This window comes from Halomicrobium sp. HArcht3-1 (assembly GCF_058933345.1).
In genome coordinates, this window is the sequence record NZ_JBZYDM010000011.1 from 22,276 (window position 1) to 38,038 (window position 15,763).

9 protein-coding genes are annotated in these 15,763 nt (G+C 61.0%); 2 read left to right on the top strand and 7 right to left on the bottom strand.

Annotated features, from left to right (window positions below; genetic code table 11):
• Nucleotides 1–11: 11 nt before the first annotated feature.
• The 7 genes from AC5FRW_RS16340 to AC5FRW_RS16370 all read right to left on the bottom strand — a co-directional run bounded on the left by AC5FRW_RS16340 (nt 12) and on the right by AC5FRW_RS16370 (nt 12,070).
• Nucleotides 12–1,499, bottom strand: a complete 1,488-nt coding sequence (locus AC5FRW_RS16340) for a hypothetical protein (protein WP_493569529.1) — start codon at nt 1,497–1,499, stop codon at nt 12–14.
• A gap of 45 nt (nt 1,500–1,544) precedes the next feature.
• The gene (locus tag AC5FRW_RS16345) at nt 1,545–1,925 is read right to left on the bottom strand and encodes a hypothetical protein (protein WP_493569530.1); all 381 of its coding nucleotides are present in this window, start codon (nt 1,923–1,925) and stop codon (nt 1,545–1,547) included.
• A gap of 317 nt (nt 1,926–2,242) precedes the next feature.
• Nucleotides 2,243–2,770 carry a hypothetical protein gene (locus tag AC5FRW_RS16350; protein WP_493569531.1) on the bottom strand — a complete coding sequence of 176 codons (528 nt, stop codon included), beginning with the start codon at nt 2,768–2,770 and terminating at the stop codon, nt 2,243–2,245.
• Nucleotides 2,767–3,705: a hypothetical protein gene (locus AC5FRW_RS16355; RefSeq protein WP_493569532.1), complete on the bottom strand. Its 939-nt coding sequence runs from the start codon at nt 3,703–3,705 to the stop codon at nt 2,767–2,769. Before AC5FRW_RS16355 ends, AC5FRW_RS16350 begins: the two co-directional genes overlap by 4 nt.
• A gap of 192 nt (nt 3,706–3,897) precedes the next feature.
• On the bottom strand, nt 3,898–4,545 hold the full coding sequence (locus AC5FRW_RS16360) for a hypothetical protein (protein WP_493569533.1): 648 nt from the start codon (nt 4,543–4,545) through the stop codon (nt 3,898–3,900).
• A gap of 44 nt (nt 4,546–4,589) precedes the next feature.
• Nucleotides 4,590–5,120, bottom strand: coding sequence for a hypothetical protein (locus AC5FRW_RS16365; RefSeq protein WP_493569534.1), 531 nt, complete (start codon nt 5,118–5,120; stop codon nt 4,590–4,592).
• 17 nt (nt 5,121–5,137) lie between these two features.
• On the bottom strand, nt 5,138–12,070 hold the full coding sequence (locus AC5FRW_RS16370; RefSeq protein WP_493569535.1) for a hypothetical protein: 6,933 nt from the start codon (nt 12,068–12,070) through the stop codon (nt 5,138–5,140).
• A gap of 289 nt (nt 12,071–12,359) precedes the next feature.
• Between AC5FRW_RS16370 and AC5FRW_RS16375 the strand changes: the two genes are divergently transcribed.
• Together AC5FRW_RS16375 and AC5FRW_RS16380 are read left to right on the top strand one after the other, a co-directional pair.
• Complete coding sequence (locus AC5FRW_RS16375; protein ID WP_493569536.1) at nt 12,360–15,080, top strand: transglutaminase TgpA family protein; 2,721 nt, start codon at nt 12,360–12,362, stop codon at nt 15,078–15,080.
• Nucleotides 15,080–15,706 carry a DUF7269 family protein gene (locus tag AC5FRW_RS16380; protein ID WP_493569537.1) on the top strand — a complete coding sequence of 209 codons (627 nt, stop codon included), beginning with the start codon at nt 15,080–15,082 and terminating at the stop codon, nt 15,704–15,706. The genes AC5FRW_RS16375 and AC5FRW_RS16380 overlap by 1 nt, the downstream gene beginning before the upstream one ends.
• Nucleotides 15,707–15,763 lie beyond the last annotated feature (57 nt).

Consider the following 15,763-nt stretch of genomic DNA (forward strand, 5'->3'; position numbering starts at 1 on the left):
TTATATTTCGATCACCCCGTTAATACCGTGTTTGTGCTCTCGTCAACGACCTCAATGTTAATATCTGCATTGTTCCATTCTGACGACTGTGAAACCCTATTTTCCCACTCTGTTATCTTTGAGCCAACCATGTCTTGGTCGTTCACTCTACTCGCACGGACTTCCAAAGTGTTGCCATCAAATTCCACGTCTGGATGATCTCGCATAGTCCTCAGTTTCTTCATAAACTGGGCATCCACTTCATCCGGGTCATACCCGAATGAGGACTTTGATTCGATTATTTTCCCTGATCTCAGCTGTATGTCAAGCTCACCCCTGATTTGATTTCCATCTCTGAGCTCAAGACTCATCCGGCGAATGTTTTCTGACCCGATTTCGTCGGCACGCCGAACTTCACGGAGTGCGCCGGCAATATTACCTGGGTCTCTGGCACGAACGAAGTCCTCAACAGGGCCGCGATTCAGACCGTCGACACCTTCAAGATTGTTTGCGTATCTTGCAAAACTGTCAATCTCATCCACGTCTGTGAGACCTGCATCATACTTTTCGGCTGCAGCCGCACGGAAATCATCAGCACTGTCAAACTCTACCTCAAGGAACCGACGAAGTTCGCTGCCCTCAAATTCATCGAACAACCGAATCCCCGAGCCGCCGGTTTCCTCAATGACTTCACGAGCAACTGCCGGATCATCTAAATCCTCAATGGTGCCAACGACACGATCAATCTGGTCGTATGAATTGACCTTATCACCGTCGGCGGCCCGGAAGATCGCTTCTCTGAACTCATCACCACAATTTCCACCACCGCTGACGAGCAGAGTAGTGCCGCCATCGACCCTGAACTGACGGTCTGTCCCTGACAGACCACCGGCACCGAATGTCGGCAGCGCGCGACCACAGCCAACGGACATTACATCGTCGAAGGTTTCGCGGTCGACTTTTCCGGCGAAGCGTGCTGCTCCAGTCCCCATCGAGTCCATCAAGTCGGTGAACGCTTCCTTGCGATCACTGTCGAGGTCGTCGTACCGTCGCAGACTCGTCGCGAGTTCGTCACTGTCCACCTCACCGTTATCGAGCGCTTTGGCGAAGCGGCGCTGGACGTCGCCGTCGTCGAGTTTGAGCAGGATGTCGGCGGCGTCAGAGTCGGTGTCACTGAGCGCTTCGAGCGCTTCCTTGCCGGCGTCGTCGCTGGTCTTGAACAGTTTGGCGGCTTTGGCCGATGGCGCATCCACGTCGAGGCGGTCGAAGACATCGCCGTCGAGATCCTCCAGTCGCTCGGTGACGCGGTTGCGCTGGCCGTCGGACATCTTCTGAAGCTGCTTGGTGAGCCGGCCGGTGCGGATGTCGGTGTCGGGGAAGCGATCTGCAATGCGGCCGGCGCGGGCCAGTGACCGCGGTCCGGCACCGAGACCACCGGGGACGCGATCCGGGACGGCCTTGTCGATGGCCTTGAGGACGCGCTGTGCCTTGCGAGATTGGCTGAGGACGGTGCCAGCCACCGAGGACCCGCCACTCAGCGCGGCGGGGAGGGTGATGCTGTGATATCAGTTGCCACTCTGAGATTGGTACACGTCACGCAACTGGTCAATATCCTCTCTCAGACCCTGATATGCCCTTGATTCCTTCGCCAGCGTGGGATTGGTATTGGACACAAACCGTTCAAATTCTGTCGCGTCGTCGATGACAGCTCCAACGATGGCATCTGTCGTTACAGTCGCAATAGGCTCAAACGGTTCCCGAGCGTTCGGGTTCTCAATCCCCTCTCTTGAGTAGCAGAGTGTAAATCTAACCTCGTCGTCATTGGCTGGCTCGGCGACGACATAGACCGGCCCATTCGCTGCGGTAAACCAGCCACGTTCATCATGCAGACAATCGACTAATGCCTGAATTAGCCCCCCAAACCAACTCGTCAGGTACTCTTTCATTCCCTTGTCATCGTTTCCCCCTACAAGGAGTTCCCCTTCGGCTTTGATCTCATCGATCCAACCCAGTGGATCGTCAGCACCTTCTTCTATTTGTTTTCGCAGTTCGTCATCATATCGTATGGATGTCTCGAATGCTATTATTTTAGATGGATTTCAATGTCAGTCGCTTCTTATATTGTCAAGCTAGTCGTTCTCGTCACGGATCCACACCCCAACATCTGGACCCTGTTCAAGGACTACCGTCTGGTCCGACAATCACTTTTACCCGAGCGGTTTGGCGACAGTCTCGCTTTCGTACATAACTATCGGTGCTGATCTCAGTAATCTCCTGCCTGTTGCTTCTGCACCGCTTCGGTTCTCCCTTCAATCTGTTTTATAATCTCACAATCTTTGAGACCAGCGTCGATCTCTACCACTCTCTCGATAAACGTGTTTGCCGCTCTGAGGACTCCGCAGGTCCAGTCTTGCACTGATGTTTTTCCAGAGCGGTCTGCACTCGTCCGTTCTGTTGGGTCACGTGCTCTCTTTTGTGTTATGGATCTGACAATCTCTATCTGGTCACCACTACTCGGTTCGACGGCCATCCACGATGGGCCATATTCGAACTCAACGACATATGTGTCACCAGTAGCAACTGCTTCCACTGACTCTAACAGTTGTAGTACAACGCTACCTGCAAACCCAGTCACGTGATTATGTTCACCACCGTACAGTGAGGTATTGTCGACTGTAATCCCACAGCTAATCCAGCTGTCTGGATCACAGTTTTCTGAGACCGCCTCTCTGTATTCACCGTCGAATTCAAATTCGATCTGAACGTCACAGTTCTCAGTGTTCTCTTTCATGATGTCTCAACAAATCCTCCGTTCCCGTTATTTAGATCCGGGACCCAGCGAAGGACATCCGGGCCGCTGAGCGGATATGCAGTATCGATTCCATTGTCGGGTCTCACGAAGACTCGCATACTGTCAATGCCACTATTCGGATAACCGTTCTCTACTGGTTCAAGATAATATCGCGTTTTCTGACCTTGCTGAGTTGGTTGTCCCTCATCGATAGCGGTGTAAATCATCGACAGCACTTCGTCTTCAGTAACCCTTTCCGGCAATTCCGTACCCTTGACGGTCTCTCCAGTCGGGAAAAGACTGGTTCCATCTTCTGTATTGATGCTATACTGTCCATCTATGTGTCTTGCCGTGATATGCTCAAATCCACTTTCGGTATCTTCGTTCTGTATCCTGATCACTTCACCATCACGTTTGACCACACCACTGACTTCAGTCAAATGATCTTCCTCTGCGACATCAAGAAGTTCTCCTGTGGAAAGGTCGGAATCAACGAGGGAGTTCGGATTTTCTTTCGTCTCAAGCATGCCGAGCAGTCGCTGGTAGTCCGCTCGATCCATCTCACCAGCGTCCAGCAGGTCGTTCGCACGGCGGATGTCGTCGGCGTCCAATCGCCCAGCAGTGTGCTGGCGGACGGTCCGGGTTGCCGTGGGACCGTCGACACGATTCAGCAGTGCCATCCCTTCCGAGCCAGTGTCGTCGACGAAGCGATCGAAGTCGATGTCGTCGTTCGAGGCACTCCGAACGACATCGTCGGGCACGCCAGTGCCGCCGTCAGGGACGACCCCGCTGTCGGGAGTGCTATCGCGGAACAGCAGGTCGAAGGAGTCGTCGCTGAGTGACTGGCTGAACTCGACGCCCTGGTCGCCGTTCCTGCGCAGCATACTGCGGTAGGTCGAGTGACCGACCGCCCCCAGAGAGTTGTAGCGGGCCATCTCTTGGGCGATGTCTGCGGTCCCGACATCGGGGTTCTCGGTGTAAGCACGTGCGAGCCGGCGCTATACTTAAAACCTGCATCGGGGATATTGGGCTGCTTGAGTCCACCTCAACGACTCTAAAGATACACTACAAGGAAAATCTCAGAACAGGCTTTGCGTGGTTGGTCGGCTCTTTTATCCTGACACCTCCTAATTATATTCGATGTCTAATAGATGATTGTCGACCTCGTGATCTGGCTGTCTACCATCCCAAGGCACCTCCGTTTTTACAATTAGAATGTGCCCTGTGGGGAGTTCCTTAACCTTCCACGCTGGCACTTTTAATACATTCTCCCGACCACCAAAAGCCGAAATCAGTGCTGGTGAATATACGCCAAGCCATGGGATTCGGTCCAATGAAATCGGAACCTGTTGTGGCAAGACATCCACAGGCCTAATGTCTGATTCCGTATGAGTGGTGCTGACCGTGGCGACATATTCTGGTTCAAGACTGGTGGTTAGCTGTGATATTAAATCAATCAATATGTGTGCCAGTCTATTTTCGTCGTTTGCCTTGGTGGAGTTAGTCAGATTCTCCATATCTGTCGATATCTCTAGATACGAATTCGGGATTTTACGGCCGTCCGATTTGACTGCCGATAGGGTAATTGTTGCATCTTTGGTCCGAACAATAATACGGACATCACGATCTAGATCATCAATTGAGGTTTCTTCAATATCGTTTACGAGTACCTGTAGATCGTTATCGTGGATTATCCGCGAGATCGCTTCGGCGACTGTCGTTACGGCTGGAGGATCACGCTCAAAGAAGCTGACCGTTACGACGCCATCATTCATACTATCCATCTACCTCCTCATACGATTTGAAATTTGATTCGACTCTAATCGACGATACCAAACCCCAGCAGATCTGTTCTGCTAGCTGTGAAATGTATATTCTCTCCCTCACAGATTTGCGACGGGACATCATGAGTATCAACCACAATTGTTCCCTCCTCTATATCGACGAGTGCTAACCGCTCATCTTCGAATGCACTCTGTTTCAACCGCACCCCAGCATCCAAATCAGTTGTCTCATCATAGAGGAAGATATCTCCAAGAAGTTCTCCCGCCTCTTCTACAATCTTGACAATCTTCCCTTTGAAGGTGTGCCCAACCCAGTCATTCGGTTTTTTATCATTCGGAATTATTCCGCAGCTCTCAAATTCCGTTTCATTGATTCTTATTTCCATCGTCGGCCTCAGCACTGCGTTAAGCCGCTGCCCACTGAGCCACTCGGACGCCGCAGTCCGAAGTGTATTGTCGGTTCCTTCTTTATAGCCGTCGAACACTCCGAAATGATTGTTCTTCGACCTGAGTATTACTGTCCGCTGCCCATTTTTTTCGCTTACAGCATCGATCCGCGTCTTCATTCCTATTTCTATCATTTCTACCTCGCTATTGACTGTGGATACGCTGATTGGACGAATCCATTCGAGCCAACGTACACTGTCAGTGGTCTCTTCCCCTCTTCAACTGTGTAGACGAAGACTGGTTTTCCATCGGATGTAACCAACGTTCTATCCGGGTTCTGTATCGCCTCTTGTACAACTGCTTCGACATCGCTGCTCGTCTCGACTGAGTCATACTGATTAACCATATCGCTCGTGTGCTTATCATCAATATGCCGCCAACCGGTACCGTCATTACCTGGAATGCCTCTCTCCAGCCAAATGACTTGGTCTTCAAGCCCTTCCACATCTTGACCCTTCTTAATGATCCATCGAGTCTCACTCGTGTCTCCATTGTTGTCTACGACTTCGAATATATCTGCGGAAGTAATGTCTTGGTCGATAAGCGGGTCAGTATCCTTCGTCTCAAGCATGCCGAGCAGTCGCTGGTAGTCCGCTTGATCCATGTCACCAGCATCCAGCAGGTCGTTCGCACGGCGGATGTCGTCGGCGTCCAATCGCCCAGCAGTGTGCTGACGGACGGTCCGGGTCGCCGTGGGACCGTCGACACGATTCAGCAGTGCCATCCCTTCCGGGCCAGTATCGTCGACGAACCGATCGAAGTCGATGTCGTCGTTCGAGGCACTCCGAACGACATCGTCGGGCACGCCAGTGCCGCCGTCAGGGACGACCCCGCTGTCGGGAGTGCTATCACGGAACAGCAGGTCGAAGGAGTCATCGCCGAGTGACTGGCTGAACTCGACGCCCTGGTCGCCGTTCCTGCGCAGCATACTGCGGTAGGTCGAGCGACCGACCGCCCCCAGAGAGTTGTAGCGGGCCATCTCTTGGGCGATGTCTCTGGTCCCGACATCGGGGTTCTCGGTGTAGGCCCGTGCGAGGCGGCGCTGCATGGCGGCCTGACCGCGCAGGGAGAAGTACAGCCGCAGTGCGCCAGCCCGCCCCTGGCGGGCGAGACTCGACACCAGAGAGAGTCCGCGAGCGCCGGATTGCCTGACGACGCTCCCGACCGCGTACCCGGGACCACGAATGGGCGTCGTGATCGGATCGAAGCCGTCGGGTTCCTCGGTCGCTCGCTGGATGGTCTGCCAGCTGTCGTCACCGAGCTGACGGAGTCTGGTGGCGACGCGTGGCTGGTCGGGGACTGGCGTCCGCTGGAGGGCTGCCCGGACCGTCTTGGCATCGACAGGGATCGTGTCGGCCGTCTTGAGAGCGAGTTTCGCCGCGACACGGAACGTGGTTCCCTTGACAGCGATACTGGCTCCCTGATAGAGCCGGGTATAGCCCCTGAGATAGCGTGATTTGGCAACGGTACCGAGTCCTTTGGAGAGTAGCGCTTCGGCAGCGACTGTTCCCAGTACGAAGCCGGTGAGCCACGTGGCACCGAAGCGGAAGTAGTAGGGTGACTCGATGTCGAACGGATTGTGTTTGTCTTGGAAGTCCGTGACAAGCCGTGGCACTTGTTCGAGTAGCGCTGGTCTGAGCTGCGTCAATGCCGTGACGCTCTCGACGATCAATCCTGGATTGAGCGCCAGCTCGGCGAGTCCGACGACGGTCTCTCTCGCTCCCCACGCAGCCCCGTCAGCGAGTGCGATGTACTGGATGACGGCGGCTTTGACGGGATCGACCTCGCCGTCAGCGAAGGCAGCGGGTATCATCACTGGACTGATGTTCGGTAAGTCAGCAATGCGCTCGGCAATACGGGGGATCGCAGAGGTGCCGACGTACTGCCGGCTGTTGTTGTTGCCGTGGCTGTCGACGGCATTGATCCGAACTCTCGACAGAGTTATGAACGAAGTCAGACCAGTGACGATCTGGCCGCCTTCGCTACGGTTGTACTCGAACTCGACGACGTGGCGATCGATCTCGTCGCCGTTCAGATACTCTGTTTCCAAGAGTTCGCCGTTCTTTATGAATTCGAGACGGTCGACCCCGCTGGGATCAGTGACCTGTAACGTGACTTCATACTCGGTTCGTTGTAGGCCATTCGTGTCGACCGAATCCACGATGACGTTCGGTGCCCGCTGATCGTAGAGCACTGGGCTTTCTCCTTCGTTCTGCTCCTCATCGTCGTCGATCCCGTCGCCATCAGTGTCTTCCGACCGGGGATCTGTGTTCAGCCCTGCTTCGATAGCATCGCTGAGTCCGTCACCATCAGTGTCCACTTTCATTGGGTCGGAGTCGTACTCTTGGGGCGTCAGATACTCTGCTTCGAGCGCCTCGGCATCTGGCTCTTCGGCGCTCTGAAGCGCATCGAGATACGCCTTCGATGTCTCGTTGTCCTTGGAGACGTACCCTTCCCACCCCTGCCGTTCTTCGAGGTCGGTCAGGCCGTCACCGTCGCCGTCGACCTTGTCGGGTCGCGAGTGGACGGTCTGAATCTCCCATTCGTCGCCGTCCAGCGTGAATTCGACTTCCTCGTCGTCGGTGAGGGTGTCGCCGTCGGTGTCGACGTCGTCGTAGTCGGTGGTGATCGGATTGCCCGAGACGCCTTCGTACCAGGTCTCGTCTTCGAGGTGGTCCCAGAGTCCGTCGCCGTCGGTGTCGGTCTTGAATTCGGGCGAGCGGACTTCCAGCGTGGTGCCGTACACTTCCGACGCGAGCGTGACGGTCTCGCCGTCGAACTCGCTGACGTCGATGGTCGTCTGTCTGAACGCGCCGTCGGTCTCTCGGATGATCGATCGGCGTTCGTCGCCGTTCTCGCCGTAGACCGTGAGGTCGGCGTCGCTGTGGTAACCGTAGCTCTCGGTGCTGTATTCGACGGTCAGGAAGGCCGTCTCGACCCCGTCGGGGACCGTGACCGTGAGCAGGTCGCCCTCGCCTTCGACCGGACAGCCGTTCGGGCGCGCGCCCGGCGTCGTGGCACAGTCGTCCTCGCCGTCTTCGACGTCGTCGTCGTCCGTGTCGGGATCGGTCGCGTCCGTGTCCCGGTTGCTTTCGGTCAGGTCGTCCAGCCCGTCGCTGTCGGTGTCGTCGTCGGTCGGGTCGGTGTCGCCGTTGACCTCGGTCAGGTCGTCGAGTCCGTCGTCGTCCGTGTCGTCGTCGGTCGGGTCGGTCTCGCCGTTGACCTCGGTCTGGTCGTCCAGACCGTCACCGTCGGTGTCCGGGTCCGTGGCGTTCGTCCCAAGGTCCGCTTCGCGAGTGTCGCTGAGCCCGTCGTTGTCGTCGTCGGGGTCACAGGCGTCACCGTCACCGTCGCCGTCAGTGTCGATCTGTTCTGGGTTCGCCTCTGCCCGACAGTTGTCCTCGCTGTTGACGATTCCGTCCCGGTCTTCGTCGGGTACGTCCGGGTTCTGCGGTTCCGGATCGTCGTCGTTCGGGACTTCGTCGCCGTCGATGTCGTCGTCACAGGCGTCGCCGACCCCGTCGTTGTCCAGATCCGCCTGATCCGGGTTCGTCGTCTCGTCGCAGTTGTCCTCGTCGTTTCGGATGTCGTCACCGTCGGCGTTCGGGATCGTCGGATCGGTGTCGGCAGGGTCCTCGTCGTCCGGATACCCGTCATTGTCGTCGTCGAGGTCACACGCGTTTCCGTCTTCGTCGCCGTCGGCGTTCTTCTGATCGGGGTTGTACGTGTTCGGACAGTTGTCATTGATTTTCTGGACGTTGTCGTTATCCCTGTCACTGAAGCGATCACGACTGTCTGACCCGTCGTCGGAATCTCCGCTGTCGTCGTCCGAGTCGCCACTGTCGTTATCGCTGTCGTCGTCCGAGTCGCCACTGTCGTTATCGCTGTCGTCGTCCGAGCCGCCACTGTCGTTATCGCTGTCGTCGTCCGAGCCGCCACTGTCGTTATCGCTGTCGTCGTCCGAACCATCCTCCTCGTCAGAGTCTTTCGGACAACCGTCGTTGGACTCGGGTCCGTCGACTCTTTCACAATCATCGTCCGGGTCTGGAACGCCGTCCCCGTCTTTGTCTCTCGGACAGCCGTTTGACTTCAATCCTCTCTCGTTCTCACAGTCGTCTTCGTTGTCCGGAATGCCGTCCCCGTCCGAGTCTGGACAGCCGTCGTTGGACTTGGATCCCTTCTCGTTCTCACAGTCGTCTTTCTTGTCCGGAACGCCGTCACCGTCGGAGTCTTTTGGCTCTGAATCGTCGTCCCCGCCTGTCGGACACGGCGTTTTGTCCTCCCCGTTTGGCGTCCCATCGCCGTCCCAATCTTCACGTGGACTATCGTATGGATTGCCGCTGTTACACGGGTTCCCCGAAGAAATGCTGTATTCGATCGTGCGACTGCTGATGACTCCAAGGCGCTGTGTCGTGTTCGTCGCGTTGGTTGCTGTCGTGGTCGTGTTACGCTCGGAACTGTTGGTGTCTGAAGATATCGTCCCGACGACGATGGAGTCGCCCTCGATCGCACACCCACTCTCACACGTCGGATCGAGATCCGTGATGTTCTGTTCCGTACTCGGTGCCGTCCGGCCCTCGTGCCAGGCGGTCCGATTGAGTACCGTGACGTACCCCTCCACGCTGGCGTTGGTCGTCGCGGTCCCGGTCGTTTCGTTGACCGTCGTGTTCACTTCGACCCACTCGCGCTCGGTCTTGTTCCGGACGAAAATCGAGAGGTTCTCGCTGTGTGAGTCGTTGACCGTCACCGGCACCGACACCGTCGCGTTCGCCCGCTCGTCGACACCCTCGACTTCCACCGTCGGCCCGGCGCTTGCGGCCGTGCCGTTGTGGAAGGTCGGCTTGGCCTCGACCGAGACGTTCGCCGCGAGGTTCCCCTCGCCCGAGACGTTGATCGAAACGCCAGTATCCTCGTCGCTCGCCCGTGTCTCGAACGTCTCGTTGCCGTCAAGGACCCCATCACCGTCAGTGTCGGCCACCAGCGGGTCGGTCCCGAGTGCGATCTCTTCGCCGTCGTCGAGTCCGTCGCCGTCGGTGTCGGCAAGCGTCGCGTTCGTGCCGTACTCGATGACCTCCGCGCCATCGGAAAGCGAGTCCCCGTCCGTGTCGTTGTTGCCCGGGATCGTTCCCAGTTCGAGTTCGCGCTGGACCGACAGCGAGTCGTTGTCGCGGTCTTCCTGGCCGTCGACGGTCCCGTCGCCGTCGGTGTCGGCGCGCGTCGCGTTCGCCCACATCCGCCGCTGTTCGAACCCGTCGTTCAGCCCGTCCCCGTCCGTGTCGGCCACGAACGGGTCCGTGCCCAGTCGGTATTCGGCGGCCGTCGACAGCGTGTCCAGGTCGAAGTCCTCCATCCCGTCGATGATCCCGTTGTCACTGTCGTCGGTGTCGGTCGGTCCGGCATCGCTGTCGTTGTCGAGCGGGTCCGTCCCCGTGACGTTCCGTTCGTACGCCGAGGGCAGCCCGTCGTTGTCGGGATCGTTGTCCAGATACGCCGGCACCGTGTCGTTGTCCGGGTCGGCCAGCCCCTCGACGCCGTCGGGGGTGCCGTCGCCGTCGGCGTCGGTGTCCAGCCAGTTGACCGTCCCGTCGAAGTCCATGTCGTGGAGCAGTCGCGTACCGTTCTCGACTTCGATGGCTGTCTCGATCCCGTCGCCGTCGTCGTCCCGGTCGCGGTAGTCCCGGAGCAGATCCTGGTCCGTGTCTTTGGTCTGCTCGCGAACGTCGACGACGCCGTCACCGTCGCTGTCGGGGTCCAGCGCGTCGATAGTGCCGTCACCGTCCGAATCGATGGCGCTCCCGCCCAGCGTCTCCCGGCCGTCGGGGATGCCGTCGCCGTCGGTGTCGTTGTTCGAGGCGTTGAGCAGCAACTGTCGCTCGCGGGCGTCGCTGATGCCGTCGCCGTCGGTGTCGTTCCCGAAGACGAACGGCTCGAAGGCGGTCGTCTCGTTGCCGAGGCGGTGTGATTCGTTGCTGCGGGCCAGCGCCGCGCCGTCGTGGACGCCGTCGTCGGCCTGCTCGCCGTCCAGAATCTCGATTGCGCTGTCGGGATCGAGCGGGTCCGATCCGATCTCTCGTTCGAGGTCGGCGGGGAGTCCGTCGCCGTCGAGTTGGAGCAGCGTGGTGCTGTGCTCGCCGGTCTCGACGTCGCGTGCGGTGAGCGTGACGTTGGCGACTCGCTGGGTGCGGTTCAGGACGACGGTGAAGGTGTCGCGAGCCGTCGTTGTCGTTTCGTTTGCATCCAGTGGCACCGTTCGGGTGACGTTGCCGTACTGGACGGTGACGTTGTCAGGTGCAGTGCCCACGTCAGCGTAGGTGCCAGTCAGGTAGTACTGGCCGGGGGAGCCGTCGCGCCAGACGGGGTCGACGGTGGGCGCGAGTTCGACGCGGGGGGCCGCAGCGCGGTCGATGGTGTCCTGTGCCATCCGGGCCTGTCGCCAGGCCGACCCGAAGAACACGTGGGCCTGACGCTGTGTGCTGAGCCGACGCGCCCCCTCCATGTCGGCGGCGCGTTCGAGAAGCCTGACGCCGCGCTCGTAGTGGCGTCGAGCGTTGGTCAGTCTCACTTCGGCCTGCCGTGTCGTGTGGGCAGACAGGGCGTCCGACCGAACCGAGAGTGCGTTGGTCGCGCCGTCGATCCTGGTCTTGACGGTGCGGTTGTTCGCCGTCGAGAGCAGCGTCCCCGCCCGGACGGCCGCCTGATTGTCACGCTGGGCGAGGATCCGAAGGTGGGTAAACGCCTGCTGGTCGTTGCGGAAGATCTGTGCGCTGTGTTGGCGCAGCGGGCGCTCGAAGTCAGCCCGCACGCTCGTGAGCACCAGATCCACCGAGCGATTGACTGCCCGACTCTCTCGTTGGGTGTCGGTCTCGATAGCGGAGAGTTCACCCACTGCGTGGTATTTCAGCTCTTCTGGCGTGGCGTCGTCCGGGATGGGCTGATTGCCGACCGGGATCGAGGTGTTGCCACTCGCACCCAATCCCAGCCCGCTGGCGTTGATCGGCACGACGACGGCAGAAAGCACAATGAGAACGGAAAAGACGACCGCGACGAGCGGACGAGAGTGACGTGTCATTGTCGGAAATGTTCATAGCAAGATGTATTAATATCTTCTTATTTTATAGTGTACTCAACTACTGGGGGGCTGGATAAATCTCCCGGCTGATGCTCTCCTCGGCCGATCAATGGTAGCTATTGCACAGCCTCCGCCCGAAATTATATTGTATTGATACTTGTCGTCCCCTGTTGGGACGCTCCGCCGCCCGGTCGCCGTCGAGTGGTGACCAAGACTTATGACACCGCGCCTCCGACATGCGAGCAACTTGAGTACGTTCTGGACACGTGACTCGTGTTGTCTGTGAGCTATGGGAGCAGACGAGTCGCCTTCCGACGACCTCGACGGCCGGCGCGATTACCCGCGGGTGTTGCTCGTCGTCGTCGCGTTGCTGGCGGTGGTGCTGGCGACGACGGCGCTGCCGGCGCTCGCGCCGGCGGGGACCGGCGCACCGGCTGCGGACCTCGTTCCGATTCCCGAACAACTGCGTTCACAGGGCGGCCAGAGCGGTGGCGGCAGTGACGCGGGCAGTTTCGGTGGACTGGGCGCGCTGAGTCCCGGTGACCAGACGACTGTTGGCGGGTCGCTGGGTGGCGAGTCGGCGCTCCGTTCCACGAGTGACGAGGTCCACTTCCGCGTCGAGAGCACGCGACCGAGCTACTGGCGAACGGGTGCCTACGGCGAGTACACCGGTGCGGGCTGGGAACGGCGCAGCGACACGACGCCGGTCGACGGCGAGATTCCCGTCTCGGGCCAGCGAGGCACGGAGATTGCCTACGAGGTGACCCTCGCGAAGGGCGCGTCGTCGCTCCCGACCGTCTGGCAGCCCGCACGGCTCTCGCGGGGCGGCGTGGCGCTGTCGGCAAACGGGGCGATCCAGTCGGACCGCACCGTCGCAGCGGGGACCAGCTACACCGGCGTCAGCTACCGCCCACCGGATGATCCGGCCCTCCTCCGTCAGGCCGGTCGGGACTATCCCGACGCGATCACGCAGCGGTACACGCAGCTACCGGCCGACCAGCGCGACCGACTCGGCCGCTTCACCGACGAACTGACGGCGAACGCCTCGACGGCCTACGGGGAGGCCCGCGCCATCGAGCGGTGGCTCGAAGCCGACAAGGCGTACTCGCTCAACGCCAGCCACGATCAGGCCAGCGACGTGGGCATCGCGACCCAGTTCGTCTTCGACATGGACAAGGGATACTGCGAGTACTTCGCCACGTCGATGGTCGCGATGTTGCGCACGCAGGACATCCCGGCGCGCTACGTCGTCGGCTACTCGACGGGTGAGGCAGTGGGCGAAGACACCTACGAGGTCCGGGGGATGAACGCCCACGCGTGGGTCGAAGTGTACTTCCCCGAGGTCGGCTGGGTCCGCTTCGATCCGACGCCCGGTGACGAGCGCCGACAGGCCGAGACCGAGGCGCTCGGTGAGGAGACCCCGACGGCGACGCCGACACCCACGCCCACGCCGACGCCCACCACGACAGCGACCTCCGGCCGGAACGAGACGAGCACCGAGACTGCACCCACGACGGACACTGCGACGCCGACGCGAACCGACACCACCGACGGCGGCTACGACGTGGCGCTCAATCGGACGGCTGCGCCCGGTCGAATGGTGACGGTGACCGTGACCGACGGGACGACGCCGGTCCCTGCTCTGACGGTGCTGTTCAACGGCGAGGTCGTCGGTGAGACCGACGCAAACGGCAACGTCACCGCCCGCGTCCCCTACGCCGAGTCGCTGAACGTCACCGTCGAGACCGACGGTCGACAGCGCCGTTTCGACGGCACTGGCGCCAGTTCGAGCGACGAACTGCTGCGTCCCCCGCGGCCGTCGCTGGTCGGCTTCGAGTCTTTCGACACGGAGACCTACGAGCTAAACACGACGGCGCGACTGCTCGTCACCGGCAGCGTCCACACCGGGAGCGAGGTGCGAGTGACGGCGCTGGTCGACGGGGAACCCGTCCGGCAGGCCGCGGTGCTCGTCGACGGGGCCGAGGTCACGACCACCGACCGGCGCGGGCGGGCGACGGTCACGCTTCCTGCCAGTCCCGGCGAGACCACGGTCGCCGTCGAACGCGGTCCGGTGAGCGGCAACCGGACGCTGACGCTGTCGTCGCTGAACGTCTCGGTCGAGCCGACCGCCCCGCTCGTGCTCCCAGGGACCGACGTGGTGGTCAACGCCACTCTCGGGGGCGAACCGGCGGCCGGCGCGACGGTGACACTCGACGGCGAGACCGTCGGGACGGTCGGCGTCGACGGCACGGCCCGGGTGACGTTGCCACTCGGGGACGCGGCGACCGTGGGTGTCGCACGCTACGGCCAGTCCGACGGCCGGACGTTCTCGGGGCTGTACACCAACGCCGGTCTCGTCGGCGGCGCTGGCCTGCTGGCGCTGCTCGCCGTGCTCGCCCTCGCACGCCGCGCGGCCGTCACGCCGCGTCGGATCGCGGGCTGGCTGGTCCTGGCTGGACGAACGGTAGTCGCCACTCTCGTCGCCGTCGGCACGCTGCTCGACCGTGCCATCGCGCGACTGTCGCGCCGGCTTCGCCTGACTGTCGATCACCTCCGTAATCTACTCGCCGGCCGGACCTCGCCGGCCGCACTGTTGGCGGCGTTCCGCGCGTGGTTCGACGCACGGTCGAGCGCCGTCGAGGCGTCGCTGTCGGCGGGCGTGAGCGCCGTCTCGACGGTCGCGGGGTCCGACGACGAGGGACCGGCCGACGCCCACACGACGATCCGCGAGGGGTGGGCGGGCTTTCTCGATCACGTCTCGCTCGCTCGGCCCGGCCGCCGGACGCCCGAAGCTATCGCGGCCCACGCCATCGAGGTCGACGACCTGCCTCCCGACGCGGTGTGGACGCTGATCGAGGCGTTCCGGGCCGTCGAGTACGGCCAGCGCGACCCCGGTGAGCGCGTGCCGGCGGTCGACGAGGCACTCGACGCTATCGAGCGAGCGGTCGCCCGCGCCGAGGACGCAGACGCCCCAGACCGGAGCGACGGTGAACCGGGGGTGGCGGACTGATGCGCCTGCGCGTGGTCGTGTTTGGTCTGCTCGGGGCGCTCGCGACGGCCGTCGCCGCCCTGTTGCTGTTCGCTCCCTCGCTCCTGTTGTCACTGCCGAGCGTCGAGGCGGTCGCCTCGCTCGTCGAGACCGTCAACGTCCGGCAGGTCTTGCTGGCCGGCAGCCTCCTCGTGGGGCTGTACCTGACCATCGCCGCACGGTCGGCGACGCGGTCGGTCAGGGAGGGCCAGTCTGGCGACGCCTTCGACGAGGCGACCACGAACCCGCCCGAGGCGGTGACGACGGCCCGCCAGCGCCGAACTGCCGAGGACCTCGACGACGCCATCGCGACCGCCATCGAGGGCGACGACGACGCCTTCGAGGCGGTCCGCACACGCCTGCGCGAGACGGTGACGGCGGCCTACGCCCGGACGACCGGCTGTTCGGACGAGGTAGCGAGACAGGCCATCGCCAGCGGGGACTGGACCGACGACCGGACCGCAGCGGCCGTCCTCGCCGACGAGACCGGCCCAAGCCACTCGCTGTGGTCCCGACTCTCGCTGTGGCTCGACCCCGAGAGCGAACGCCGACGACGACTGACACACGCGGTTCGTGCCGCGCGGGGTTTGATGGAGGGGTGGCGGTGACCGAGCGCGTCCGCCGTCGTGGGGTCGCGTCAAGCGGAGCCGCCACACTCACGGAGG

Excerpts from the sequence above, each read along its gene's own strand:
- AC5FRW_RS16345 (WP_493569530.1), bottom strand. The coding sequence starts at position 1,925 with ATGAAAGAGTACCTGACGAGTTGGTTTGGGGGGCTAATTCAGGCATTA.
- AC5FRW_RS16350 (WP_493569531.1), bottom strand. The coding sequence starts at position 2,770 with ATGAAAGAGAACACTGAGAACTGTGACGTTCAGATCGAATTTGAATTC.
- AC5FRW_RS16355 (WP_493569532.1), bottom strand. The coding sequence starts at position 3,705 with ATGGCCCGCTACAACTCTCTGGGGGCGGTCGGTCACTCGACCTACCGC.
- AC5FRW_RS16360 (WP_493569533.1), bottom strand. The coding sequence starts at position 4,545 with ATGAATGATGGCGTCGTAACGGTCAGCTTCTTTGAGCGTGATCCTCCA.
- AC5FRW_RS16365 (WP_493569534.1), bottom strand. The coding sequence starts at position 5,120 with ATGAAGACGCGGATCGATGCTGTAAGCGAAAAAAATGGGCAGCGGACA.
- AC5FRW_RS16370 (WP_493569535.1), bottom strand. The coding sequence starts at position 12,070 with ATGACACGTCACTCTCGTCCGCTCGTCGCGGTCGTCTTTTCCGTTCTC.
- AC5FRW_RS16375 (WP_493569536.1), top strand. The coding sequence starts at position 12,360 with ATGGGAGCAGACGAGTCGCCTTCCGACGACCTCGACGGCCGGCGCGAT.
- AC5FRW_RS16380 (WP_493569537.1), top strand. The coding sequence starts at position 15,080 with ATGCGCCTGCGCGTGGTCGTGTTTGGTCTGCTCGGGGCGCTCGCGACG.